At 48.2% G+C, this 24,888-nt stretch carries 22 protein-coding genes; 10 read left to right on the top strand and 12 right to left on the bottom strand.

What is annotated here, in order from left to right; translation table 11 throughout:
* Positions 1 to 213 precede the first annotated feature (213 nt).
* From V6W81_RS02535 to V6W81_RS02520, 4 genes are all read right to left on the bottom strand, one after another.
* The gene (locus V6W81_RS02535) at positions 214 to 339 is read right to left on the bottom strand and encodes a YjcZ family sporulation protein (protein WP_222125999.1); all 126 of its coding nucleotides are present in this window, start codon (positions 337 to 339) and stop codon (positions 214 to 216) included.
* A gap of 364 nt (positions 340 to 703) precedes the next feature.
* Complete coding sequence (locus tag V6W81_RS02530) at positions 704 to 811, bottom strand: YjcZ family sporulation protein (protein ID WP_217363767.1); 108 nt, start codon at positions 809 to 811, stop codon at positions 704 to 706.
* A 46-nt stretch (positions 812 to 857) separates the two neighbouring features.
* A complete protein-coding gene (locus tag V6W81_RS02525) occupies positions 858 to 959 on the bottom strand; it encodes a dihydroorotate dehydrogenase (RefSeq protein ID WP_200956226.1) in 102 nt (33 codons plus the stop codon).
* 323 nt (positions 960 to 1,282) lie between these two features.
* On the bottom strand, positions 1,283 to 1,609 hold the full coding sequence (locus tag V6W81_RS02520; RefSeq protein WP_056704065.1) for an MTH1187 family thiamine-binding protein: 327 nt from the start codon (positions 1,607 to 1,609) through the stop codon (positions 1,283 to 1,285).
* 773 nt (positions 1,610 to 2,382) lie between these two features.
* Between V6W81_RS02520 and V6W81_RS02515 the strand changes: the two genes are divergently transcribed.
* From V6W81_RS02515 to V6W81_RS02495, 5 genes are all read left to right on the top strand, one after another.
* Positions 2,383 to 4,716: a ribonucleoside-diphosphate reductase subunit alpha gene (locus V6W81_RS02515; protein ID WP_145050269.1), complete on the top strand. Its 2,334-nt coding sequence runs from the start codon at positions 2,383 to 2,385 to the stop codon at positions 4,714 to 4,716.
* Between the two features lie 363 nt (positions 4,717 to 5,079).
* Positions 5,080 to 6,111 (top strand): ribonucleotide-diphosphate reductase subunit beta, encoded by a 1,032-nt coding sequence (locus V6W81_RS02510; RefSeq protein ID WP_307221678.1) that lies wholly within the window; start codon positions 5,080 to 5,082, stop codon positions 6,109 to 6,111.
* 593 nt (positions 6,112 to 6,704) lie between these two features.
* On the top strand, positions 6,705 to 7,682 hold the full coding sequence (locus V6W81_RS02505; protein ID WP_338541442.1) for an SMI1/KNR4 family protein: 978 nt from the start codon (positions 6,705 to 6,707) through the stop codon (positions 7,680 to 7,682).
* A gap of 59 nt (positions 7,683 to 7,741) precedes the next feature.
* Complete coding sequence (locus V6W81_RS02500; RefSeq protein ID WP_338541441.1) at positions 7,742 to 8,056, top strand: Imm51 family immunity protein; 315 nt, start codon at positions 7,742 to 7,744, stop codon at positions 8,054 to 8,056.
* Positions 8,057 to 8,076: 20 nt separating this feature from the next.
* On the top strand, positions 8,077 to 9,111 hold the full coding sequence (locus V6W81_RS02495) for a phosphotransferase family protein (protein ID WP_338541440.1): 1,035 nt from the start codon (positions 8,077 to 8,079) through the stop codon (positions 9,109 to 9,111).
* 113 nt (positions 9,112 to 9,224) lie between these two features.
* On the opposite strand, the gene V6W81_RS02490 is transcribed toward V6W81_RS02495, so the two are convergent.
* Together V6W81_RS02490 and fosB are read right to left on the bottom strand one after the other, a co-directional pair.
* The gene (locus tag V6W81_RS02490) at positions 9,225 to 11,036 is read right to left on the bottom strand and encodes a S9 family peptidase (RefSeq protein WP_338541439.1); all 1,812 of its coding nucleotides are present in this window, start codon (positions 11,034 to 11,036) and stop codon (positions 9,225 to 9,227) included.
* 261 nt (positions 11,037 to 11,297) lie between these two features.
* The gene (gene fosB, locus V6W81_RS02485) at positions 11,298 to 11,720 is read right to left on the bottom strand and encodes a metallothiol transferase FosB (RefSeq protein ID WP_338543919.1); all 423 of its coding nucleotides are present in this window, start codon (positions 11,718 to 11,720) and stop codon (positions 11,298 to 11,300) included.
* Positions 11,721 to 11,918: 198 nt separating this feature from the next.
* On the opposite strand from fosB, the gene V6W81_RS02480 reads away from it, so the two are divergent.
* From V6W81_RS02480 to V6W81_RS02465, 4 genes are all read left to right on the top strand, one after another.
* Positions 11,919 to 12,818, top strand: coding sequence for a glucose 1-dehydrogenase (locus V6W81_RS02480; protein WP_338541438.1), 900 nt, complete (start codon positions 11,919 to 11,921; stop codon positions 12,816 to 12,818).
* 395 nt (positions 12,819 to 13,213) lie between these two features.
* On the top strand, positions 13,214 to 14,824 hold the full coding sequence (locus V6W81_RS02475; RefSeq protein WP_338541437.1) for a gamma-glutamyltransferase family protein: 1,611 nt from the start codon (positions 13,214 to 13,216) through the stop codon (positions 14,822 to 14,824).
* Positions 14,825 to 15,476: 652 nt separating this feature from the next.
* The gene (locus tag V6W81_RS02470; RefSeq protein WP_338541436.1) at positions 15,477 to 16,484 is read left to right on the top strand and encodes a BMP family lipoprotein; all 1,008 of its coding nucleotides are present in this window, start codon (positions 15,477 to 15,479) and stop codon (positions 16,482 to 16,484) included.
* A 29-nt stretch (positions 16,485 to 16,513) separates the two neighbouring features.
* A complete protein-coding gene (locus tag V6W81_RS02465; RefSeq protein ID WP_338541435.1) occupies positions 16,514 to 18,166 on the top strand; it encodes a methyl-accepting chemotaxis protein in 1,653 nt (550 codons plus the stop codon).
* 477 nt (positions 18,167 to 18,643) lie between these two features.
* Here the strand turns inward: V6W81_RS02465 and V6W81_RS02460 are convergent, their stop codons facing one another.
* The 4 genes from V6W81_RS02460 to V6W81_RS02445 all read right to left on the bottom strand — a co-directional run bounded on the left by V6W81_RS02460 (position 18,644) and on the right by V6W81_RS02445 (position 22,223).
* Entirely contained in the window at positions 18,644 to 20,311 is a 1,668-nt protein-coding gene (locus tag V6W81_RS02460) for an NAD(P)H-hydrate dehydratase (RefSeq protein WP_338541434.1), read from the bottom strand.
* Positions 20,312 to 20,393: 82 nt separating this feature from the next.
* Positions 20,394 to 21,026, bottom strand: coding sequence for an NAD(P)-dependent oxidoreductase (locus tag V6W81_RS02455; protein ID WP_145050256.1), 633 nt, complete (start codon positions 21,024 to 21,026; stop codon positions 20,394 to 20,396).
* A 480-nt stretch (positions 21,027 to 21,506) separates the two neighbouring features.
* Positions 21,507 to 21,920 carry a GNAT family N-acetyltransferase gene (locus V6W81_RS02450; RefSeq protein WP_056704025.1) on the bottom strand — a complete coding sequence of 138 codons (414 nt, stop codon included), beginning with the start codon at positions 21,918 to 21,920 and terminating at the stop codon, positions 21,507 to 21,509.
* A 120-nt stretch (positions 21,921 to 22,040) separates the two neighbouring features.
* Positions 22,041 to 22,223, bottom strand: a complete 183-nt coding sequence (locus V6W81_RS02445; RefSeq protein WP_338541433.1) for a hypothetical protein — start codon at positions 22,221 to 22,223, stop codon at positions 22,041 to 22,043.
* 107 nt (positions 22,224 to 22,330) lie between these two features.
* Between V6W81_RS02445 and V6W81_RS02440 the strand changes: the two genes are divergently transcribed.
* Entirely contained in the window at positions 22,331 to 23,230 is a 900-nt protein-coding gene (locus V6W81_RS02440; RefSeq protein WP_338541432.1) for a hypothetical protein, read from the top strand.
* Positions 23,231 to 23,496: 266 nt separating this feature from the next.
* Here the strand turns inward: V6W81_RS02440 and V6W81_RS02435 are convergent, their stop codons facing one another.
* Positions 23,497 to 23,739, bottom strand: coding sequence for a YezD family protein (locus V6W81_RS02435; protein ID WP_145050248.1), 243 nt, complete (start codon positions 23,737 to 23,739; stop codon positions 23,497 to 23,499).
* A gap of 190 nt (positions 23,740 to 23,929) precedes the next feature.
* Positions 23,930 to 24,805: a sulfate ABC transporter permease subunit CysW gene (gene cysW, locus V6W81_RS02430; protein ID WP_145050246.1), complete on the bottom strand. Its 876-nt coding sequence runs from the start codon at positions 24,803 to 24,805 to the stop codon at positions 23,930 to 23,932.
* Positions 24,806 to 24,888 lie beyond the last annotated feature (83 nt).

Genomic DNA, 24,888 nt, shown 5'->3' with positions numbered 1-24,888 from the left:
CTTGTGTTCATTTTAAATCTACGTCTTGGTCATGAGCAGGGCATAAGTATGGCGATAATCCTCTTCCATCGGCTTTGTTATCTAAGGTAAGTTTGGATTACAATATGTCTGTGGGCATAAGAGCCAAAGAAAAAAGGCGCCGATCTAATCGGCACCCGCATTACTTCGTTTACACTTTATTCCCTCTCTATAAGAAGCTTTCCTATTTGTCAATTAGATGAACATCGTTTTGGAGATAATGACAAGCAGGATGAACAATACAAGTATTGTTCCCATTGAACCCCAGCTTCCGCCACCATGCTTACAAGGAGTACCATAGCCGTGATGGTATCCTTGCATTACGGGTGCTTGGTTAGGTTGGTGACCATAACCATATCCATATCCCATAGGTACGCCACATCCGTAACCATATGCTTCATGACCTGTGTATTGTCCGTACATATGCTCATGACCTCCCATTTGTCCATATACGTGTCCCTGTCCGTTCGGTGAGTTTGGTTTTACTTCGCTCATCGTTCATTCCTCCTTAGCATTTGCCTACACCCCTAAGCTATGTATTTAGCCTACCTCTGGACCGGGCGAAAGCCTTGTTTTTGACAAAATGGGCACTTTGTTTGGCCATATCCGTTTAATGTATCAAGTCACCTACCGAAGCTTGTCCACTAAAAAAACTCCACCGGTTACCCGGTAGAGTTCTTCATCATTATACCCAGAAGGATTTAGTGATGATTACGAGGAGAATGAACAAAACCAAGATCGCACCAGTGGATGTCCAGCCGCCGTATCCTACGCCTCCAACTACTTCGCTCATTGATAACCCTCCCTTATGGTTAGAATATTCGGATCATGGAAATGTTTTAAACGAGGAACGCCTTAGTGATGATAACCAACAGAATGAACAAAACCAGAATCGCGCCAGTCGATGTCCAGCCGCCGTATCCACCTACAACTCCACTCATGTAAAACCCCTCCTTCGATTTGAGGTACAGTTCACTATATGCAGCAGTGCCTCGCTAGACCGGGCTCTACGTAAAAATGGGCTGCTCCCCATGGGCATTCCGGTAGCGCTCCGTGCCTTATGGACTTGTGAAACCCATAGTAAGTACACTGCAAAATAAACAAGCTCCTGATTCACCTGTCTGTTTCATACGTATTCGCTTTATTCTATCTCTCAATCTTGACGATTCATGTTGTTGTGCAAATTAAAGAGCGAATCCGCAGGATCACAGTCATCCGGCAACATTCGCTCTTTAAACATCGCTATTCATATATACGTATTTAATTAATTCGGGCGCTGAGGCATAGAGGCAAGCTTGTCATTCACCGACTGCAGCTTCTGTATGCTTGAGGCATCTGGCTTATCACGACGATCATCAATTTTGACGGAAGTGGAGACGCGCTGGGCGCCTGATAGAAACGGAGCTTCGTGCAGAGCTGCAATCGCTGTGAAGACTTCGTTAAGCGGCCCTTCGATAATGGTACTCATAGAGGTGAGTTGATATGTAATGCCCCGCTGATGTTCCAACACCTTCTGCATGTCTGCGACATAACTGCTCAGACTCGTCGTGCCTGTTCCAATTGGAATCACTGTTACCTCTGCTATGGCCATGCTGCTTCGCCTCCTCTGGGCATCCGTGAACAACCGTTGCCGCTGAATTTAGTCTATTTTTGACTGATTTTATTCTACCAGTTGAATACGTAATAATTCAAACTGACGTGTTCACGTCATTCGATTTCAGCGAAAATTTTTTTTGAAGAATCTTCAAATCTTCCAGACCTTTTCCTTTGCGGAATCTCAGCATTTTTGGTATACTCGGAATTACGTTTCACGGTGTCTACCCTGTTTACAAACACTATATGTTGGGTTACAGTATTCTAACAGCAACAAAATGTAGTGAAACTGGATTACCCCGCTTCGATTAGTCATCTTCTGCCTCTTCGTGAAAAACAGGATGAAATCACCTTCAAATGCACGTCCCTGTAGGTGTAAATCGCTTTCTCGAAACAGAGTTGACGTAGAGGTTAACGGGGCTGTTTGGACTGCACCCGGCACCTCAAATTACAGGCACGTCTCTATCAGACCAAAGCTTACATACAGCACCCTGTTCTGTCGAATGAAGCAAGATGTGACAAGCAGGAAGTCAGAGCATCCATGGGCATTTTCAGCCGCCGCAAGGCAGGGAGAATGCTTTTTATATGACCATGGTTTGCATTTGTGCTGCATTTTGACTCTGTTTTGACCACGTTACGCCTTGACCTGTTACCGCCGCTAAGTCCGCAGTATGCAATCGATATGTTCGATCAACGTAAGAAAACACTCAATTCTTTATATAAAGAATTTCTCCAATTTATCTCTTAAACATGCGAAAGCGAGGAATATTCATGCCACAAGTTGTGACCAAGCCGAACAACCGCCAGCTTGCCTTTGACGATATGCGTATCTCTGTATACGCCGACCGTATTCTCGATGGGCTAGACATGCTGGACAAGGAACGTCTGGTAAAAGGAGTGACGAGCAAGCTCCGCCGTGATGAAGTTACTGGGGACGAGATCAGTAATGCTTTTATGATGAGCGCACTGGAGCTCGTAACCAAAGAGGAGCCAAACTGGAAGTTTGCAGCTGCACGCTCCCTACTTACTTCTCTATACAAAAAAGCGGCAACCAACCGTAGATACAAATCTTATCCGGACGAGCCTTACGGTGCATTCCATCCTCTCCTCGTAGATCTTGTGAAGAAAGGGATCTATCGCGAAGAACTGCTCGAATGCTATAGCAAAGAACAGATTGACGAGCTAGCGGAATGCATTGATTACCGCAACGATCTGTTGTTCGACTACATCGGCTTGCTCACCTTGGCAGAACGTTACCTTGCTCACGATTTTGATGGAAAAGTGATGGAGTTGCCTCAAGAACGTTACATGGTTATTGCGATGTACCTGATGCACCAAGAACCTGCTGACAAACGGATGGATCTGGTTAAAGAAGCCTACTGGGCAATGAGTAACATGTACATGACGGCCGCTACACCTACGATGTCCAATGCAGGTAAAAAGGTAGCCGGACAACTGTCCAGTTGCTTCATCGACACGGTGGACGACTCCCTTGAAGGAATTTTCGATTCCAACACAGATGTGGCACGTCTAAGCAAAATGGGCGGCGGCATTGGCGTGTACCTCGGTAAAGTCAGAGCCCGTGGTTCAGACATCCGTGGTCACAAAAACACAAGTTCAGGGGTTATTCCTTGGATTCGTCAGCTGAACAACACAGCAGTTAGCGTAGACCAACTTGGAACACGTAAAGGTGCGATTGCCGTATATCTGGATGTCTTCCACAAAGACATTCTGGCATTCCTCGATCTGAAGCTGAACAATGGTGACGAACGGATGCGTGCGCATGACGTATTCCACGGTGTATGTCTGCCTGACTTGTTCATGGAACGTGTAGCAAGCCGCGGTGAGTGGAATCTGTTCTGCCCACACGAAACGAAGAAAGTTATGGGCTGGAAAGACGAGAATGGCCGTGCACTCGGACTTGAAGACTTCTATGACGAGTCCTTCGGCGAAGGAACATTCCGCGCGAAGTACGAAGAGGCTGTTAACCACCCACTCTTGTCCCGGATTACGGTTCAAGCGATTGATATCATGAAACGTGTGATGAAATCCCAGTTGGAAACAGGAACGCCTTATATGTTCTACCGTGATACGGTTAACCGTTCTAACCCGAACAGTGCTCATGGCATGGTTTACTCTTCCAACCTCTGTACTGAAATTATGCAGAACCAATCTGCTACTGTAGTAGAAAAGGAAGAACTGGTTACGAAAGACGGACAAACACGTATTGTCATTTCCAAAGTACCTGGCGACTTCGTTGTCTGCAACCTGAACTCCATTCACTTGGCACGTGCCGTGCCTCATAATGTGTTGGAGCGTCTCGTACCAATTCAGGTTCGTATGCTGGACAACGTCATCGACATTAACAATATTGAAGTACTCCAAGCCCAATACACGAACAGCCAATATCGTGCAGTCGGTCTGGGAACATTCGGACTTCATCACTTGCTTGCGCTTGAGGGCATCCGTTGGGAGTCTGAAGAGGCTGTTACGTATAACGATAATCTGTATGAGAAAATTAACTACCTGCTCGTTAAAGCCAGCATGGAGTTGTCCAAAGAAAAAGGACATTATCCGAAATTCAAAGGCTCTGACTGGGAAAGTGGTAAATACTTCGATCAACGTGAGTACACTTCCGGTGAGCGCGTAGGTGAATTCGTAACGACAGAACAATGGAAAGACCTGCAAGCTGAAGTACAACAAAACGGTGTACGTAACGCTTGGATGTTCGCCATTGCACCAAACGGATCAACTTCTATTATTGCCGGCTCCACAGCCAGCATCGATCCATTGTATGAACTGTTGTCTTATGAAGAGAAAACAACGTACAAAATTGCGAACCCGGCACCGGATCTGTCCGACAAAACGATCTGGTACTACAAAACAGCTTTCTTGGTGGATCAACATGCCTCCATTAATATGGCTTCTGCTCGTCAACGTCACGTTGACCAAGGCCAAAGCTTCAACTTGTATGTTCGTCCAGACATCAAAGCGACCGAGTTCCTGGAACTGCACCTGCACGCTTGGAGAGCTGGCTTGAAATCTACGTATTATGTACGTAGCCGTGCATTAACGATTGAAGAATGTGATTCTTGCGCAAGCTGATGAACTAAAGAATATTTACTAGACTTACGATGACCACCAGGGCATCCTGTTTTGAATGCAAAATAGCGTTGCTCTGGTACTTTTTTGCCTAAATATGATCACGACATCATTTTCGATGTTGATATAGATATTTTTACTACAACAATTATTTAAAAATTTCACCATTAACGAAGAGGACAGAAAAAACCTGAAGAAGCGGAGCGCTCGCCTAAAAGCTTTCTGAAAGAAAGCTACATCGGAAGCAGAGGCTATCCCCGGATTTCCCCTTAGAAAAGGGAATCAAGAAATCTGGGGATAACAGCGATCGGAAGGTTGTTCTGTCAGCGTAGTTAACAGTGAATATTTCTAAGGAGTGAACGGATTATGCAAGTACAGAAAATTTTCAATACCGAAGCCCCTAACCAATCGACACGTATCATTGAAGGGGAATGCTCAGGGATCTTGAACTGGAACGACATTCGTATGCCTCACATGTACAAGCTGTACAAAGTGTTATTGCTTAACCACTGGATCGCGGACGAAATTCCGATGTCCAAAGATGCTTCCCAGTTTGCTCAACTGGAAGAGGAAGAGAAACGTACATTCAAAATTAACATCTCCCTACTCGCTGTTCTTGATTCCATGCAAACGATGTTTGTTGGTGATGTTAAACGTTACTTTACCGATTCTTCACTTGAAGCGATCTCTGCAATCATTGGACAACAAGAGGTTGTTCACAACCAATCGTACTCTTACGTTCTATCTTCCATCGTATCTGACCAAGAGCAAAAAGAAATCTTCGAATACTGGAAGCATGATCCGGTATTGCTGGATCGTAACCGGTTTATCGCTGACATCTATCAAAGCTTCCGGGATGAGCCGTCTCCACAGACGTTCTTCCAAGCGATGGTTGCCGATCTGATCCTTGAAGGTATCTTCTTCTATAGTACATTCGCCTTCTTCTACAATCTGGCCCGTGACCAGAAAATGATGGCGACTAGCCAGATGATCTCTTATATTCAGCGTGATGAGAACCAACACTGCTACTTCTTCGCAGAAGTGTACAAGCAACTGTTGATCGACTTCCCAGAACTGAACACACCAGAGAACATGGACTACGTTTACAAAACGATTGACCGTGCGGTTGAGCTCGAAACCAACTGGGCACACTACACTCTCAGCAACGTTCGTGGCATTGACCTGAATGAGCTGGAAGATTACATCAAATACATCGCTAATAAACGTCTGCGCCTGATGGGTATGGAAAAAGCGTACGAAGGCGTTGATGTGAACTGCATGCCTTGGATCAAGCCATTCTCCGATGAAGCGCTGAATGCAACCAAAACAGACTTCTTCGAAGCTAAATCGCGGAATTACGGTAAAGTCGGCGACGACAACGGATTTGACGATCTGTAAGAGGTAGTTTAAAAAGTTCGCTTTTGATTACGAAACATGCCTAATTGGCATGATCAGCATCGAATATGGAATTCACCCGAAATGTCCGTTGCTCACGTAGCTCTATCTACGTTCCGCTACTCCATTTCTGGCTTTATTCCATCTTCTCGGTACTGAAAACCGACCTTTTTAAACCTGATCTTTATGAGGTAGTTTATAAAGTTCGCTTTTGATTACGAAACATGCCTAGCGGCATGATCAGCATCGAATATGGAATTCACCCGAAATGTCCGTTGCTCACGTAGCTCTATCTACGCTCCGCTACTCCATTTCTGGCTTTATTCCATCTTCTCGGTACTGAAAACCGACCTTTTTAAACCTGATCTTTATGAGGTAGTTTATAAAGTTCGCTTTTGATTACGAAACATGCCTAGCGGCATGATCAGCATCGAATATGGAATTCACCCGAATATGCCTAACGGCATGACCAAAACACTCTCTTAGTGGAAGCCTTCACGGCTGTCTGCTGACGGGAGTGTTTTTTTGACTTTAGACCTTGTACAATGTACATATACAAATTAAGGAAGACTCCGCATTTATAGAGATGAGGTGTAATGATGGAAAGAGAACTGCTGGAACAGCTGAACGCCTGGCATGAACAGGACGAGTACAAGCGCATTATAGAGCATATTCATAATATCCCGGAATCTGACCGGAGTTATGAGCTAGTTGGTCAACTGGCGAGAGCTTATAACAATACGGGACGATACCGTGAAGCGATTGAGCAGTTACTGTCTGTTCATGAGCAAGGAGCCTATGATCCGCTCTGGCAATACCGTTTAGGGTACGCATATGCCTACATTGCTAGTTATGAAAAGGCATTGCTGGCTTTCGAGCGAGCGAACGAGCTTTTGCCACATGACGATTCTACGCTAGAGTTCCTCGAAATGCTCAGACCCAAAGCAGAAAAGATGCAACAAGACCTGCAACGCTATGAGGCGGAACGAGCGGAATGGGAACGTCGCGGGACATTGAATCACCTTAGAGCCGCCTCTGGAACCTATGCTCCTGCATCGTTCTGGGAGCAGAGCGATTATGCGTTAGATAACCATGTCTCCGAGCCTTTCGATGAGGAAATGATTATATCGATTGAGCGGGAATTAGGGTACAAGCTGCCTGCTTCCTACATTCAGCTGATGAATACCCAGAATGGTGGCGTTCCAACGCTCACTGCATTCCCTACCCAAGGAGCAACTTCCTGGGCAGATGATCACATTGCGATTACAAGCATCCTAGGCATTGGGTGGGATAAAATGTACTCCCTAGGCGGGGAATTTGGAAGCCGGTTCATGATTGAAGATTGGGGATACCCTGATCTCGGAATCGTGATCTGTGATTGTCCATCGGCGGGTCACGATGTTGTAATGCTGGACTATCGGTTCTGTGGCCCGGAGGGTGAGCCCTGTGTAGTCCATGTCGATCAAGAGGATGACTATGAGATTACATACCTGGCTGCTAATTTTGAAGCATTTGTGCGTGGGCTGGTTGATCCCGATACATTCGAAATCGATGAAGGCGAACAAGATAGCTAACATATTCCTGAGGAGGGGCAGCTAATGCCATCGACACTAGAAAGGAACTTGCGCCGTTTATGTTTATTGATGCACAGACGGGATCATATTCTGTTATTTTAAATGTAGGTACGTATAACCAAAAGGTCTTCGAATCACGTGCTGACGAAGGCTTCGAGGGCAATGGTTACGATTGGGCGTCATTGGCAGCCGTGTTTCTTGAAGAGAACATGCCCGAATTAGTAGCTGTAATTCATTTCGATCCTGAAGCTGACATGTTCTGTGTCTACTCGGATAACAAGGATGCCCTTATAACGTTCACCCGAGGGTTCAAACAGGCCTGTGAACAGCATGATCTCATTCATGACCTGTTCTCTAGAGCTGAACTGGACTAAGGAGTAGTCAGGAGGTTTCTATGACAACTCGTATTTATTTTGCCACCAATATCCTTGGGGAAGTAGCGGAGAAGGATTTGCAGAAGGCACTAGACTACTTCAACCTTGGCACACTCATCCATTACCGCCGAACGGCTGAAGGGGTTATGGGACAGACATTGCATATCCACACTTCCCAGGGTGAATTCATCCTCAAAGGCAATCCGTTATATAAAGGACAGCTTCAGGAGGAACAGTTTTTCGTAGAGCAGCTAGCAGAGCACACCACGGTTCCTGTCCCTATTCCCTATCAGGTTCATGAGGAGACGGATCTTCTCGGTTGGAGTTATGCGATTATGCCGGAACTCCCGGGACAGCACCTGCATGATACTGCCCTACAAACAACACTAAGCTCAGACGAGGAACAGCAGATCACCAAAATGCTGGCACATACACTCATCGAACTCCACCACTGGAAGGTGCCTAACGCAGGAGAATATGATCCGGTAGCTGAGCGAATTGTACCTTTTGCAGGAACGTATTCGGACTGGCTATATGGCACGATTGACTACTGGTTACAGGATGCTACCCAATATTCGAGGATTACCAAGGAGGATGTAGACTGGGTTGACGAGCAGCTATGTGAGGCTAGGTCTGCTTTTGAATCCATGTCGGTCTATAGTTTTGTCATGGGTGATTATAAGTCCGAGAATCTGGTCATGGAGAAGCAGCAGAAGGCTCCTTATGAATGGCAGATTAGTGGTTTATTTGATTTTACAACCTCGTATTTTGGAGATGGCACCGCTGATCTGACCAAAATAACGGCTATGTATCTGCGGGATCATAAGCCTGAGCTAGCTCAAAGCTTTCTATGTACTTACCGGGAGCTGATCTGCGCTGACGATGTGAAACGGTGTCAGCATTTTGCTGAACGACTGCGAATCCATCTTCTATATCAGCGCATATTGGTATGGGGTGAAGCCAAAGCGACTCAACAAGTCACTTGGGATGCAGATCTACCTTTTGCCACATGGGCTCAGCAGTATATTGACTCGGTTATTGCTTTGCTGGACTAATTGAAAATATAGTATATATACCAGAAGAATATGGTTAGTAATAGGTCTGGAAAAATAAATGTGAAAAACCGGCAGAACGTTGAGAGATTCTCACGTCCTGCCGGTTTTTTTGATTAAACTTGCTGTACCGGAGCTTCCTGATGTTTCTGCAAGAATTCCAACATGCGCCGATACACGAGAATCTCGTTCTCTTTTCTGGAGAAGCCATGTCCCTCATCATCCAACACCAGATACTCGACGTCCAGACCCTTCTGCTGCAATGCCTCCACGATCTGATCCGACTCTGCCTTCACGACTCGAGGATCATTAGCCCCCTGGATGACCAGCATCGGGTTCACCATCTGATCTAGATAGGTAATTGGCGAATCTTTCGTTAAGCGTTCGCGGTCACGCTCGGCATCACCTAACCACTTCTCCATCACGGGTTTCCAATCCTCAGGGACGGATTCCAGGAATGTGAACAGGTTACTTGGGCCAAAAATATCAACGGCTGCTCGGAACAGTTCTGGATGGCGACCTGCGAGAAGCAAGGTCATGTAACCCCCATAACTGCCACCTACAACAAATAGACGGTCTGGTGAAGAGATGTTCTGATCGAACAGCCATTGAATTCCCGCAACACAGTCTAGTCTTGGTCCTTCGCCCCAATCACGTTCAACCATCTTGATGAATTCAGCTCCATAACCAGAACTTCCCCGGAAATTAGGTGCAAAAATATGGTAGCCCTGAGCTAACATCATCTGGAACATCGGACGGAAAAACTTCGACTCCGAGGCTTGAGGTCCTCCGTGCGGCCAAAATACTGTATATCCGTTCGCCAGTTCTGGCTTAGCTTTGAACAACAAAGCTTCAATCTCCAGCCCATCATACGAGTTATAGCGGATCACGTCTGGATACACCAGATCATCAGGACTCAGCCCAGTCACCCGATTATTCGTCAGGGGTTCCCACGAATCGCTGCCCGCAGGCAATCGATAAATGTTATGTGGCTGAATAGCTCCACGTCCAAGGATATACAGATTACCGGATTTGCTTACGGTCGCCTGCGCAATCGTATCTAAAGGCATGTCCACCCGCCGAGGCGTAGTGTCCTGTTTGCCCAGGATATACATCCGATTCTCCGTACCCGTAAGTGTCCATAGGTATAACGTTTCGGTTTCTTTGTGCCAACGAAATCTCTCAACATCCTCACCTTCAATTTTACATACCGGACGAAATTCACGCGTATCTAGATCATACTCCGCAACATAAGAATATGCCTCGTTATCATTGGTGAGCATCAATAGACGTTTATGATCCACATAGATGACAAAAGGTACCTGACTCTGCCGCTCTGACACAGGTAAAATGTCCTCGATCTCACCGTCTCGATGCAGATGCGCTGTCTGATATGTATTCGAGTACATTTTCACAATGACAAAGCTCTTCTCATCTGGACTCACCGCAGCCAAGCTGTTAGACACCTCTTCCCCGCTATGGAGCAAGACGTCCTCACCCGTAGCAAGATCAAGACGACGAGAATTCAGGTAATTCGGATTGCCAGCACTCGTAAAATAGTACAGACGCTCCCCATCTTCGGATAGATGAGCAAAGTAACAGCGATCATTCGGCTCTGCAGGTACTACCGGCTTCGGTACCCCGCCCTCTGGCGGAATGGCATATAAGTGATAACTCTCGTTCCCATCATGATCAAATGCAGTTAAGATATAACGCCCCAGTGGGTCAGGCTTGATAAACATGCTGCTCTGATTCAAGTATGTCAGCGGATAGGGGTATCCTCCCGGCAGATCCATCGCCCAGATATTGGGCTGACCATTCAGGTTGCTGTCAAAATACAAACGTGTCTCATCACTGGATACGGCAAAATGGGTAATCCGGTAGGACTGAAAATATTGCTCTACATCTGGTTTAGGAAATTCAATCATGAGAAACCTCCTTGAGAATGTTTACACATTGAGATTGAGCTCGGACATTGACATGTGCAACTAGTTTCATGTGGCATGGAAAGTATTTAACAGTGGTAAAATAAGGTGATAGATTCCATATTATAGGTGAACCTATGACTTACACAATAGATATGTAAGCTATTTTCAATCCAGTTCTACTAAATGTAATCCCTACATGTCTTTATCAAGTTGTAAATGAGATCCTTCTTGAGTGTTGGAACTTAAGTGTTGGATGTTCAATTATTCCGTATAAAAGGTCATGTGTGGTTTGTCCTCACGGTAGTATTCCAGTCTGCGCTGCAGATTCCCGGTGTGTAGTTCGAACAGATGCCCATCGAGATCGGTAAAATAAACGGATAATGCGTCCCTCTTATCCCTGGGTCTACCTGGTAGAATGTTCGCACCTGCTTCACGCAACTGTTGTAAGGATGCATCAAAATCCTCTTCTGTAACGGTAAAAGCAATATGTGTATACGTTTGTTCAGTATAATTGCGAATGACATCTTCTTGATTCAAAGCGATCCACAAGCCTGCCAGCTCAAAATAGGCTAGCTTACGTCCCTTCACCTGAATGCGCGCACCAAGCGCCCGCTCATAGAATGTTATGGATTTTTCGAGATTGGATACAGAAAAGCACAGATGGTTAATCCCTTGAATGTTCATTGACACCTGACACCTCCATCGTATGATCAACATCTCATCTTACACTTCATTTGCGGAGCTATATGGAATGAGTGGATATCCTTATTATGGTATATTCCGCATGTAAAAAACAAATGATTCCTGATCAATACCGCACCTTCCTCTGGGCGAATGCATAGGTTAGCCGTATCAATGAACTTTCGAGGAGGATGTACATTCATGAATCCCGTCTATCCTTTTTATGGTGAGAAAACGGTATGTAAAGAACAAAAGCTAGCTTTTCCCCCCCAGCATCAGGATCAACAGCCCGGTCTAGAAACCTTAATGGTACCCGAACCCATCAGCGAAGATCCCGCTTATATTGGCAGCTGCAAATTAGACGGCAAAGTGGCCATTATTACGGGTGGCGATAGTGGGATTGGAAGAGCGACAGCTATTGCTTTTGCCAAAGAAGGTGCAGACATCGTCATTGCTTATCTATATGAACGAACCGATGCCGAGAGGACCCGCGAACGAATTGAGGAATTGGGGCAGCGGTGTCTGCTGATTGAGATTGATCTCAGGCTAAAAAAGAACTGCCAAGCGGTCATTCGCACAACGATGGAAACGTTCGGAAAAATTGATGTTTTGGTCAATAACCATGGGGTGCAGTATGTACAGCCTAGCATTGTCGATATTACAGAGGAACAGCTCTACCACACATTTCAAACGAATGTGTTTGCCTACTTTTTTCTGATCCAAGCAGCTCTCCCCCATCTATGTAAAGGCGCATCGATCATTAATACAGCTTCTATTACAGCGTACAAAGGTAACGTGCAGTTAATTGATTACTCCTCCACCAAAGGAGCGGTCGTCTCGCTGACCCGTGTACTCTCTCAATCGCTCGCTCCACAAGGGATTCGCGTGAATTCTGTTGCCCCGGGGCCGATCTGGACACCGCTCATTCCTGCCAGCTTCTCTGCTGAGGATGTGCAAGTATTTGGGACAGATACACCAATGGGTCGGGCTGGTCAGCCCTACGAGCTTGCGGCTGCCTATGTCTACCTTGCATCCCGTGATTCCTCCTATGTTACAGGTGAGTGCATTCATGTGAACGGCGGCGATATGGTAACCACATAAGGTATTCACGTAGGCAAAAATTATCCGCGCCGTATGTCTAGCCACTGTAGATTTGCAGGCGGAAAACGATGTACTCAGAGCTGAACAAGTGTAACAATAGAATAAAGTGAGATCATTTGATTACAACTGAGGTAAATTGGATTCACCGTATGTAGCTCATTCATTTGATAAGGATAAATGCTGTGTAATGCGTGATGGGAGCTGTGCGCATTGCACAGCTTCTGGTTGTGCGTATAGGACATGCTACAGCTGTACTTCTGGCATGCTGTAACATTGATGTCAGAGTGAATTTGGCTCCATCAGCAGGATATCCCTTGTTCCGTTGCGAAGAGGGTTAGAAGTGATTATTCGGTTATACCGGAACCTGACATCTTGTGACAAGGAGCTGACGTCTGATGCATTTTGATCCACTCTATCAACCGTTTTCCTCTTACCGTGTACCTGTCTATGCCAAACAAGGCATGGTTGCTACATCGCAGCCCCTCGCTTCACAGGCTGGTCTTGAGATATTGAAAAAAGGCGGCAATGCCATTGATGCCGCCATAGCAACTGCGGCAGCACTCACCGTGCTGGAGCCAACCTCCAATGGCATTGGAGGCGATGCCTTTGCCCTCGTCTGGACAGAGGGCAAGCTGCATGGCCTGAATGCCAGTGGTCCTGCGCCTCAGAGCATTTCGATTGAGGCGCTTCAAGCGGCAGGCTATACGGAGATGCCGAAGCTGGGCGTTATTCCGGTGACGGTGCCTGGCGCACCGGCGGGTTGGGCTGAGCTAAGCCGTCGTTTTGGACGGCTTACGCTGGCGGAAGCGCTGGAACCTGCCATCCGCTATGCGGAGGAAGGTTATCCGCTTGCGCCAGGGCTGGCCCGTCACTGGGCACGGGCAGCCGACATCTATGCACGCCAGGGGAATGCCGAGGCAGGGCGTGCGTGGTTTGAGACATTTGCTCCGGGCGGGCGCGTACCCGCCGCCGGCGAATTGTGGCGCTCGCTGGATCATGCGGCAACATTGCGCCGAATTGGCGAGAGCGAAGCGCGAGACTTTTATGAAGGAGAACTGGCAGAGCGCATCCATAACTTTATAGCAGAGCATGGTGGCTATCTGACGAAAGAGGATCTTGCAGCGTTCAAGCCAGAGTGGGTCGATCCAATCTCGGTCTCGTATCGGGGATACGATGTATGGGAAATCCCGCCGAATGGTCAGGGATTGATTGCCCTTGCAGCGCTCAACCTGTTGAAAGGGTATGACTTTGACGAGAAGGAATCTGTTCTCGGTTATCATCGACAGCTTGAAGCGATGAAGCTGGCTTTTGCCGATGGAGAGAAGTACATTACGGAAGAGCGTAAAATGGGTGTAACGGTGGAAGAGCTGTTGTCTGATGCCTACGCAGAAGAACGGCGCAAGCTCATTGGTGATACAGCACGTGCACCGGAAGCAGGTGATCCGCGCGCAAGCGGAACGGTATACCTCGCGACAGCCGATGGTGAGGGTAATATGGTTTCCTTTATTCAGAGTAACTATATGGGCTTTGGCTCAGGACTCGTTGTGCCGGGTACAGGCATTGCGCTGCAAAACCGTGGGCATAATTTCTCACTGGATACGACTCATGCGAATGCACTAGAGCCTGGCAAACGGACGTATCATACGATTATTCCAGGCTTTCTCACGCGGGGTAATCAAGCCGTTGGGCCATTTGGTGTCATGGGTGGTTTCATGCAGCCGCAGGGTCATGTGCAGGTCGTGATGAACACGGTCGATTACCATCTGAATCCGCAGGCCGCACTGGATTCCCCTCGCTGGCAGTGGACCAAGGGCAAAACCATTCTTGTAGAACCAGACTTCCCGCAGCATATTGCACAAGCACTCGCCCGTAAAGGGCATGATATCCAGGTGCAGGTCGATCCGTCCCAGTTCGGTCGTGGTCAGATCATCTGGCGTAACCCTGACAATGGTGTATTATGCGGAGGAACGGAAAGTCGAGCAGATGGCACCATTGCTGCCTGGTAGACTTGCCTCGGTACCACGGTGTTCACGGCACAGGATGATGAATGTGAGAAAATGAGTACGCATCTCCATATGATCCTCTAATGGGATATGCTTGTACTGCTGTAGTCATTCATTACGCTGTATAACACATGGCACATCATATTCATAAGGCAAACTGTCAATCAGAGCCAAGTAGAGAAGATTCATATAATCTCCGCTTGGTTTTTTTCGTTTTCCTGAGGTGTCTCTTATCACTCCGAAAGGAGCATATTTTGTCGGAATTATGTTGTAGGCGAGAGAGTTTCTCGCAAGTGTATCGGGTTATGTCTAGAGAACGTGACGCAGCAAGCAGCAAACGGGTGGCGGAAGATATCCTTAAATGAGATGTAAGACACTTCCTAGTTTTACATCAGCAAACAACTTGTATAAGCGTATATACATATGGTTACATCAAGAAATGTAAATTGAATGTATAATTCATGAAATTAGGTTATATTTTCGTAAATTTTCAGCACCTACCATAAAACACAGTGCATCTCTATCCGATATAGATAAGGGGAAATACTCCCTATCCATATTATTTCTGCAATATCTCTCGGCTAGATGTTTTTCCTATGTGTTCAAGAAGACACTACAATCAAACTTTGTCATGACAGAAATGAGGGTATCACACATGAAAACAAACCATACCACCCGCGTAGGGCTCACCATGATTTTAATCCTAATGGTGTTCGTTCTGGGAGCATGCTCAGTAAATCCTACATCAACGGCAACGGAAACCAGAACGAAGGTTGGCATCGTGATGACGGAAGTTGGTCTGGGGGATCGCTCCTTCAATGATGCTGCCTTTGATGGGCTTGTTCGAGCGAGGGATGAGAATAGCATTGTCTTTGACTATCGTGAACCTAATGAGAAGCTGTCTGCTGAAGCTTCCTTTGAACAATTTGCAGAAGCCAAATTCGACCTGATTATCGGTCTGAGCGATACCATTCAAGCCGATATGGAGAAAGTAGCGACGAAGTACCCTGATCAGCAATTCCTGCTGATTGATAGTCAGTCCGAACTGCCCAACATCGCCTCCATCTCGTTCCGGGCAGAAGAAGGTAGTTATCTCGCAGGCATTATTGCCGGGATGGCGACCACTGAAGATCATGTTGGCTTCTTAGGCGGCATGGAGATTCCTGTGCTTCGCAATTTTGAGCAGGGATTCGAACAAGGCGTACTCGCTGCCAACCCGGATGCAAAGGTAGATATTATTTACGCTGGAGACTTTGGAAATGCCAAACTGGGTGAGGAACTTGCTGCACAACTGATCCAGGAGAATGGTGCTGATGTGATCTATGTGGCTGCTGGCTTAACCGGGGTCGGCGCACTCACGGAGATTCAGAAATTAGGGAAATACGCGATTGGCGTAGATACAGATCAATTCTTTTTGGCGGAAAAAGCGATTCTGACATCGATGTTGAAAAATGTGGATGTATCCATCTACAATGCCGTTCACACGTTCATTCAAAATAAACACGCCTTCCCTCAAAAGGAAATTGTCGAGGGTCTGGCTGAGAACGCCGTAGGCCTAACCGCTCTACATAATATCACGCTCAGTGATGAAGAGCAGCAAACCTTCGAGGATCTGAAAACTCAGATCTCATCCGGTCAAATCAAAATTAAGCTGGATCAATAACTCAAGCGGATTCGAGGAGGTACGCACATATGAAATTACAGGGGAAACTGTTACTTAACGCTCTAATCTCGCTACTTCTATGCCTTGCGCTGGTAGCTTATATCATTATGGAATTGCTTGGCATGAATGCCAAAAATCAAAATCTAGTACCTGCCATGCTCAAGGTTAGTGAACTAAATGCCAATCAGATTCAGATCCAGCAAGCGCTGGATGTCTATTCGTTCTCCATGACGGCAGGTAATCAGGATGCGGTCATCCGTTTACTCGAAGATGGTCAAACGATGATTCAGGAGCTTACGGATGGATTGCTAGAAACGGATCGGCAGCTTGAACTCATTCAGACGATCCAAACAAAATTAGCAACACTTAGTCAAGGTGCCACTGAAGCGATGAGCAGTATGAATAGTGCGGAAGCCAAACGCTACAGTACACGAGTTCGAGGTATACAGAATGATATCTATATGTTGGATGAGATTACCCGAGAACGGTACGATCAATATACTGTTGAACTGGAACGTAACATTCAGCAAACGTGGCAGGTCGCTCTCGGCGGTGCCATCGTATTGCTCGTTGCGGTCATGCTGTTCAATATGTACACTTCCCGCCAGATCGCCAAGCGTATCGGTACGTTAAAAGTCGCCGCAGGACAAATTGCCGACGGCGACCTGACCGGACAATTACCCGAAGCCAAAGGCAAAGACGAGCTTGATGACCTCAGTCGCTCCTTCCGCCTAATGACCAGCAATATTCGCGGAATCATTCAATCGATCGGTACAGCCGGGAACCGTGTTGATCAAATGGCGCAGGATATCGATCGTGGCAATGATACGTCTCAGGCCATTGTGCAACAAGTCTCTCGTACCACCGAAGAGCTGTCGATTGGCAGCCAGAAAATTGCGGAGGACTTGAGCGAAACCGTGATGGTCGTAGACAAGATGCAGCACACTTTCAATAGCAACCTGGAGGCTACTTCCCAATCAGCTATAGATGGCCGTGAGGTATTGAATACTGTTGAGGAAGGCAATAAGGCGATCGCCGAACAACTTCGTCTCGCTGAGGTGAATCGTCTGGCGATGTCTGAGGTGGAACAGACGGTACTGGAACTGGAGGAAAGCGCCGAGCGCATCACCACCATGACTGGATACGTCTCGGAAATCGCGAAGCAGACGACGCTCCTATCGTTAAATGCTTCCATTGAGGCAGCTCGGGCAGGTGAAGCTGGACGTGGGTTTGCCGTTGTCGCCAATGAAGTGAACAAGCTCGCCGAGCAGTCCGCACAGTCAGTGAAACAGATCTATGCGGCTGTGGATGAGATTACGACATCTATGGAGAAGGTTAAGGGCTCTGTAGCACAAAGCATGCAGCTCTTTGCTCAGCAGGAAGAGGCCACTGGACAGACGCGGGAATCCTTCGCTGCGATTCGCCAAAGTGCAGAGCGTATCAGTACAGGTATCCACCAGCTTGCCGAGGAGATGCAGCATTCGAATGAACTTAGTTCCCAAGTGCAGCATGCCATTGAGAATATCAGTGCCATCACCGAACAATCGGCTGCGAGCAGTGAAGAGATTACGGCCTCTACGACGGAGCAACAGCGCTCCTTCGCTGAAGCAAGTCTCAAGGTGAAATCACTCCGAGAGATCAGTGCAGAGATGCATGAGGAATTACAGCGGTTTCGTTTATAGGTAGGCGCTACATTAGACGTTCGTAAAGTAAGTGTATTTGGTACAGCTGGGTAGATAGCTTGGTAGTTTAAATCGTACCTTTCGGATTGGTTCCGTGTGTGGGGTTAAACATTGAGCTTGAAGATTAGGGTGAACGAGCAGGTTGAATGTAAAGTGATGGCAAGCTTGTTTAAGTTAGGTTCTTCTGATCGTGATTTGGCTTGGTTTAGTTTAGCTGGATAAGCTGTGTTCGTTAGAAGGATTTGCGTATACATGATGGAATAATGGAAAACCTCCCGTTTCTCTTGATGAGAGAGACGGGAGGTTTTTAAGTTTTATTTGCGTTTGTTTACGGTTTGTTGATGGTGATTGGTCGTGTAATCCGGTCGGTTGCTGGTGTGATGCCCGTACGATAGAAGATATTATCGCACCCAGCGTGTGTTTGTGCCTGACCTCCCTTGTCCATGAAGCAAGGCAACATGTGCTGGGAAATACACATCACAGTGCGTCGATAATATCTCCTGCGAGAAGAGACGCTGGATCACCGCGGAGCAAGGCAGCTCGTTCGGCGGCTTCACCATGCAGATATACGCCGAACGCGGCAGCCTGCTCCGCGCCAAGCCCTTGGGCGAGCAGACCGGCGATGATGCCGGTCAACACGTCACCGGCACCGCCAGTCGCCATGCCGGCGTGTCCGGTGGTGTTAATGTACGCCTCGCCGGATGGCGTTGCGATGACCGTTCGTGCTCCCTTGAGCACAAGGGTCACGCCCTGCTCGCGGGCGTACCGTGCAGCGTGTTCAATTCGATCACGCTGCACCTCCGGGGTCGATATGCCCTGCAATCGACCCATCTCGCCAGGGTGCGGCGTCAGGATTGTCGCCGCACTTCGCTTGCCCCAGTCGCGAGGCCCCTGTGGGCCAGCGTCTGCCAGCATGTTGAGGGCGTCCGCGTCAATAACGAGCGGGCGATCCGTCTGTTGCCACAGACGGCGCAGCCAGTCTGTGTCGCCCTTGAAGCGACCGAGCCCAGGGCCGGTCGCGAGCACGTCGCGGCTCTCCGCCAGGTGCAGCACAGCGTCTGCGGAAGCCGCGTTCCATTCGCCGCTGTTGCCATCGGCAGCGGCGGCGAGCATGAGCTCAGGCACGGTGCCGATGACATGCGGCAGTAATGCCGCGGGCAGCGCCCATGTGGCGAGCCCGCAGCCTGCGCGCAGCGCGGCCTTCGCCGAGAGCAGGCCAGCGCCGCTCATCGGCAGACTTCCTGCGGCCAATAGTACATGGCCGTAGGTGCCCTTATGGCCGTCCGGTGCCCGGAGACGGCTAGTGTCCACGCGCAGCGCACGGCGCAGCACCTCGTCCGTCAGCAGACGGACCGAGGAGCTATGCTCTGGCGCAAGCCGCGTGGGAATGCCGATGGCGCGCACTACAATGCGCCCCGCGGCAGAAGCGCCCGGGTACTGCACCAGCCCGCGCTTAAGCAGCGCGAGACATACGGTCACCCGGGCTTGAATGCAGGGCTCGAATACCTCCCCGGTGTCGGCATTCAGCCCACTTGGCACATCGGCAGACACGACAGGCTTACCGCTGTCGTTCGCCGCCTCAATCAGCGCCGCGTAAGCTCCGCGCGGCGCCCCCCGCGAGCCAGTGCCCAGCAACGCATCTACGATGCCTGTGCACCGGCTGAAGTCCACGGCTTCGCGCCCGTGGACAAGGGCAGGGATGCCGAGCTGCGCGGCGGCATCCCGTTGCACTGCGGCTTCGCCCCGCAGTGCCTCTGGTGCATCGGCGTAGACCAAAGTCACGCCGAGCCCCGCTCCAAACAAATGGCGCGCCGCCACCAGCCCGTCGCCGCCATTATTGCCCTTGCCGATCAGCATGTACCACTGCTGATCACCCGGTTGCTCCATCGCCAGCGCCGAATCGGCGGTGATGTCGCCACCTCGTCCAGGCCAATCCCCGGGCCCTGTGTGCGCCCGGGTCTGTCCTCTTTTGGACTGATCCATACGTCCTGCTCTAACATGTGTCTGCTCTTCTCGGCACAGCCGAATGACTTCTTCCGCAACAGCTCTTCCCGCATTCTCCATCAGGCTCGCCGCAGGAATGCCTAGTGTATGAATCGTATGCTCGTCGATGCTTCTCATCTGTTCTGCCGTAACGATATACAACAACTCATCCCTCCCCAAGCATATTACAAGGAATTCGTGCTTCTGTATTCTTTGTTACATTAGATGTGCTCTCTTACAACAATTAGTACGCTACCGTAAAGCGGGATTGAATAAATTGTGGATCATCCAGCTCGTCCACCAGAGCCGCCGCAAAGTCACCAATTGATATCGTGCTCTCGCCAAGATCATCCGTTACAACACGATTCATCCCGATTCGGAATTGACCTGTCCGTTGTCCTGTCGTAATCGTCGCTGCTGGGCTCATATAGGTCCAGTTAATATCCGATTCCGCAAGGATCCCATATGCATCTGCATGAGCCTTCGCCAGCGGTTTGACTTCTTCAGGGAACCCTGGTGTGTCCATCAGCATTACATTTGAATCCGTTAGCAAGCTTCCCGCTCCACCAACAACCACGAGACGAGCCGCTTTACCACGTCGAACACCCTCAATAAGGGAACGTGTAACTTCAAGCAACTCTTCCTCGGAGCCAAATTTCGGACCATAAGCACTCACTACCGCTTCCTGACCCGCTGTAAAATCAGCCACCTGATCCGGGTTAAGCAAATCTCCTTGTTCAACACGCAGACGCTCATGCTTCATCTCAACTTTCGACGGGTCACGAACAATCGCAGTCACTTCATGCCCACGATCCATTAACTCCCACAAGATTGTCTTTCCAATTGCTCCGGTTGCTCCAAAAATAGCTACTTTCATATCTAATCCCTCTTTTCTATATATTTCATTATGCGAATGTACCGTTATTGTGATACCTAATCTACTATTATAACCTTAAACGGCTCACGCCATCTTAAACCGAACAGCCTCGCTTGTAAACGGTGAATAGCGATGAATTCATCCAGTCCTCTGTTTTTGCCCCATCAAGCACCCGTAACCTGGAACATTCCAAGGATGCTAACTAAGGTAATTCGCACAAACTGCAATAACTTAATGAAGTATACTTTCGGTAATGACAAAAAAAGCCGCATATGCGGCCTCCTATAGCCTATCCATTAATTTAGCGATCGTTCATTTCAAAAAATCAAACCAGCCCATGCTGAATCACACCATGCACCAGCTCAATTTTAATGAAATCCTGCAAGTAAACAGCGGTTCTCTATTCTGTATCTGGATTACTGTAGATAGTTTTCCATAGTGATCTTGTAACCTCATTCATTATGTATGGTGTTGAACAAGCTATCCTTCTTGTCTCCACCACATACCTTCTGATTGTGGGCTAGTATATTCGAAGCCAAATTGAGCATACAATCGATCGGCTGGAACATCCGCAAGTAGGCTCACCAGTGCACGGGCAGGTACGTTCTCTTTTAGATACTTCATGATCTCGTTCATAATCAGCTTGCCGTACCCTTTTCCCTGCTCATCTGGATGTACAACGATATCGACCACTTGATAGAAACAACCATCGTCTCCCACCACTCGTCCCATACCAATAAGCACATCATCTTGTCGCAAACACACTGCAAATAGACTGTTCGGCAATCCTCGCTCAGCGCCCTCACGGCTTCTCGGACTCATCCCTGCAATCTCTCGCAAAGATAAATACTCGGCTACAGCTGGTGGTGCGTGTTCAACGATAACGTGATCCATGAAATTAACCCCTCCCCAATATACTAAATTACAGTTGTACTCTTGTTACCTTATGCCATGATTTTAACAATAACACAGGTGGAATATAAGTAGGTATTATCCATTGATAGGATAGGTCTATCAGTAACTGACCGAGCCACAACCGACCCCTTGATCATCCACCTGCATCTTCCACGATCCACTAGCCATGGTCTTCCCCTGATCTACAAGTTCGCGTGCATCGTCGTAAGAATATTCTTCTCCCTTGTTCCGTTCAATCTCTTCCAGAGCCGTATCATATAAACGTTGCTGCTCTTCTTCCATTTCCCATCTTTCTGCTTGAACTCAACTACTTCCTGTGTAATAGTGAGAGAAGCTTATATTACCGGGGTTTACGCTACGCCCAACTTTCGTACAAAGGAGGAACAACTGTGCTGCAACGTTGGATGCTATTTCTGTTCTCATATCCAGGCTTCGTAGCCTTATTGCTCGGAATCATTGCCATCTTCCTAGGCATATACATATGGTCTGCCACCGAAATTAGACGAAGCCGAGACCGGAGAACACAAGCAATACGAGATACATTATACATAACGACACCACTACTCGGGCAACTCACTTTTATTGAAAACACACAATCTACACGCACGGAAGCTGAGCAGCACGAATTACTTAACGCCATGCTGGCGTGTAGAACAGCAGTTAGCCTATCACCACAGCTTCAGGATCAGATTCGTAGCTGCATTCAAGACCCAGATCCTGCGCGGCTAACCTTAATGCATAGAGCTCTAGAGCGAGAAAGCTCCAGCCTATCGGAAGAACTCCGCAGCCAGGCACACTCAGTGCATTGGTGGGAAGCCGTCTGGAATGTGATTCGCCCTGCGGTCGAGCCTCTTGCTGTAGCGGCATTGCTGTATCTGATCGCTGATTTCATCATTGTTCAGCAAGGACTGAATCAACCGTTCTGGCATGGCTGGGTCAACGCATTATTCTGGATTCGCTTCATCTCCCTATGTATTACGGTGCTCTATGGTTATCTGCTCTTGGCTAGTCCTCGCCGCAGGACACCAGGTGCTTCAGGCACGATGACCAAGGTGTTATATGCGCTCATTGCACTCTGCTCTCTCCTGCACCTCATTGGACCTGTAGCCGCTCCTTACACGCTGGGCTTGCAGCTCATATTGTTCGTATCCGGTTTCCGTCTGACCGGTACAAGTTCTCGTAGTGAACGTCCTTACGCTGGGCATACAGAGCTAGAGCCAGCTAAGGAAGTTTCTACGGAGACCGAAGTGAGCACAACACGCAAATCCGGTGCCAAAGTGGACGAGTAGCGCGGGCTGGCTGGAGTACATTCACAGCTATCTATAAAGCACCACTGCATAACAATAGACCGACTTATAAGGACGGTTAATCCATATTGTCCACCATAGTAAACAAAACAAAGAGAAGCTCGCATCCTGCGGCTTCTCTTTGTTTTACCTATCGTACTGCTGTTCTTCGCGCGAAACAGCTCTGCTGGAGACATCTTAAACAATCTAGTGATGCATCTTCTCATGCATCACCCGTGCCTCCTTAACACTCCATCTCACTACACACTCTACCCTTTTGCACCGCTGGCATTCGAGCCGCGCAATGAACGAGGTGTGTTGTTCCGTGCAGCACTGCCGGATTTGGAGGCGCTGCTTGTCGGTGTATTTTCAAAACGCTTGCGTTCTGTTCGCTCCATCTGTACAATCTGACCCTCGTGTACCACGATGTGTAGCGACCCAAACTCCATGTCATTGAGCTGTCCAGCGATTCTGTCCATCCATACCTCATCCACTTTCAACGGCTTAGCCATAGAGCCGCCTCCTCTTCTCGGGCTGTGCCCGCAATATTACTTGAGCACGCACTTATATCCATCCGACTTATAAAACATTCTTATCCAACCTATATACTTGGATTATACAATATCAGGGCTTCCAGTAGCTGTCAATCGGTATTTTCCGTTAACAGGATAAGGATTCTTTTTTATCATACTTAGCCTTCGCTCATCGTTCACTCACATTCTTATGCCCCAGCCAGCTCTTAACCAACAATGTCGCCAGAGCAAGTATTAACAGCAATGAAGCGACGGCGAATGACGCCGAGAATTGATATTCGTTATACAAAATTTCGACATGAAGCGGCAGTGTGTTGGTCTCACCACGTATATGCCCAGATACAACGGATACCGCCCCGAACTCGCCCATCGCGCGAGCATTACACAGAATAATACCGTAGAGCAGTCCCCACTTAATATTGGGTAACGTTACGTTCCAGAAGATCCGCCATCCTGAGGCTCCAAGCGTCACTGCCGCTTCCTCTTCACGGGTTCCCTGATCCTCCATGAGCGGGATTAGTTCCCTTGCCACGAAGGGGAACGTGATGAATAGCGTCGCCAGCACAATGCCTGGCAGCGCAAAAATAATTTTGATATCATGCTCAGCTAGCCATGGGCCGAACCAACCATTAGAGCCAAACACCAACACAAAGATCAACCCGCCGACAACGGGAGAAATGGAGAAAGGAAGGTCGATTAACGTGATCATGATTCCTTTGCCCCGGAACTGGAACTTCGTAATAACCCAAGCTGCTGCCACACCAAATATCGTATTGAGTGGTACCGTAATTGCTGCAACGAGCAGCGTCAGCTTCAGAGCCGACATCGCATCAGGCTCAGTCAGAGCGGCGATATAGACTCCCCACCCTTGTTTCAACGCTTCCATTAAGACGATGACCAGTGGCAAAATAAGCAACCATAACAATACTAGACCTGCCAGTCCAATTAACAGCCATTTGACCCATGGAGCCTCCGTAGTTGCACGGTTTGGCCCAGGGCTACTTGGTATGCGCGAAGCAGGACTCAGCGGAACAGAACCCGCCATACGCTGCACCTCCTTCCGTTGAAGTGAAAAGCTACCATCGAATAACACCCCAATGAATGCCTAGATATTCCGCGGATCTTGTA

This window comes from Paenibacillus tundrae (assembly GCF_036884255.1).
Classification (GTDB): Bacteria; Bacillota; Bacilli; order Paenibacillales; family Paenibacillaceae; genus Paenibacillus.
Note: the sequence above shows the minus strand (reverse complement) of the source record. Positions and strands in the feature narration are given on the sequence as shown.

Bases quoted from the DNA above. Each gene is read 5' to 3' on its own strand.
- V6W81_RS02515 (WP_145050269.1), top strand. From the start codon at position 2,383: ATGCCACAAGTTGTGACCAAGCCGAACAACCGCCAGCTTGCCTTTGAC.
- V6W81_RS02500 (WP_338541441.1), top strand. From the start codon at position 7,742: ATGTTTATTGATGCACAGACGGGATCATATTCTGTTATTTTAAATGTA.
- V6W81_RS02435 (WP_145050248.1), bottom strand. From the start codon at position 23,739: ATGGCTAAGCCGTTGAAAGTGGATGAGGTATGGATGGACAGAATCGCT.
- V6W81_RS02470 (WP_338541436.1), top strand. From the start codon at position 15,477: ATGAAAACAAACCATACCACCCGCGTAGGGCTCACCATGATTTTAATC.
- V6W81_RS02450 (WP_056704025.1), bottom strand. From the start codon at position 21,920: ATGGATCACGTTATCGTTGAACACGCACCACCAGCTGTAGCCGAGTAT.
- V6W81_RS02495 (WP_338541440.1), top strand. From the start codon at position 8,077: ATGACAACTCGTATTTATTTTGCCACCAATATCCTTGGGGAAGTAGCG.
- fosB (WP_338543919.1), bottom strand. From the start codon at position 11,720: ATGAACATTCAAGGGATTAACCATCTGTGCTTTTCTGTATCCAATCTC.
- V6W81_RS02510 (WP_307221678.1), top strand. From the start codon at position 5,080: ATGCAAGTACAGAAAATTTTCAATACCGAAGCCCCTAACCAATCGACA.
- V6W81_RS02465 (WP_338541435.1), top strand. From the start codon at position 16,514: ATGAAATTACAGGGGAAACTGTTACTTAACGCTCTAATCTCGCTACTT.
- V6W81_RS02520 (WP_056704065.1), bottom strand. From the start codon at position 1,609: ATGGCCATAGCAGAGGTAACAGTGATTCCAATTGGAACAGGCACGACG.
- V6W81_RS02525 (WP_200956226.1), bottom strand. From the start codon at position 959: ATGAGTGGAGTTGTAGGTGGATACGGCGGCTGGACATCGACTGGCGCG.
- V6W81_RS02505 (WP_338541442.1), top strand. From the start codon at position 6,705: ATGATGGAAAGAGAACTGCTGGAACAGCTGAACGCCTGGCATGAACAG.
- V6W81_RS02455 (WP_145050256.1), bottom strand. From the start codon at position 21,026: ATGAAAGTAGCTATTTTTGGAGCAACCGGAGCAATTGGAAAGACAATC.
- V6W81_RS02475 (WP_338541437.1), top strand. From the start codon at position 13,214: ATGCATTTTGATCCACTCTATCAACCGTTTTCCTCTTACCGTGTACCT.
- cysW (WP_145050246.1), bottom strand. From the start codon at position 24,805: ATGGCGGGTTCTGTTCCGCTGAGTCCTGCTTCGCGCATACCAAGTAGC.
- V6W81_RS02530 (WP_217363767.1), bottom strand. From the start codon at position 811: ATGAGCGAAGTAGTTGGAGGCGTAGGATACGGCGGCTGGACATCCACT.
- V6W81_RS02490 (WP_338541439.1), bottom strand. From the start codon at position 11,036: ATGATTGAATTTCCTAAACCAGATGTAGAGCAATATTTTCAGTCCTAC.
- V6W81_RS02535 (WP_222125999.1), bottom strand. From the start codon at position 339: ATGCAAGGATACCATCACGGCTATGGTACTCCTTGTAAGCATGGTGGC.
- V6W81_RS02480 (WP_338541438.1), top strand. From the start codon at position 11,919: ATGAATCCCGTCTATCCTTTTTATGGTGAGAAAACGGTATGTAAAGAA.
- V6W81_RS02445 (WP_338541433.1), bottom strand. From the start codon at position 22,223: ATGGAAGAAGAGCAGCAACGTTTATATGATACGGCTCTGGAAGAGATT.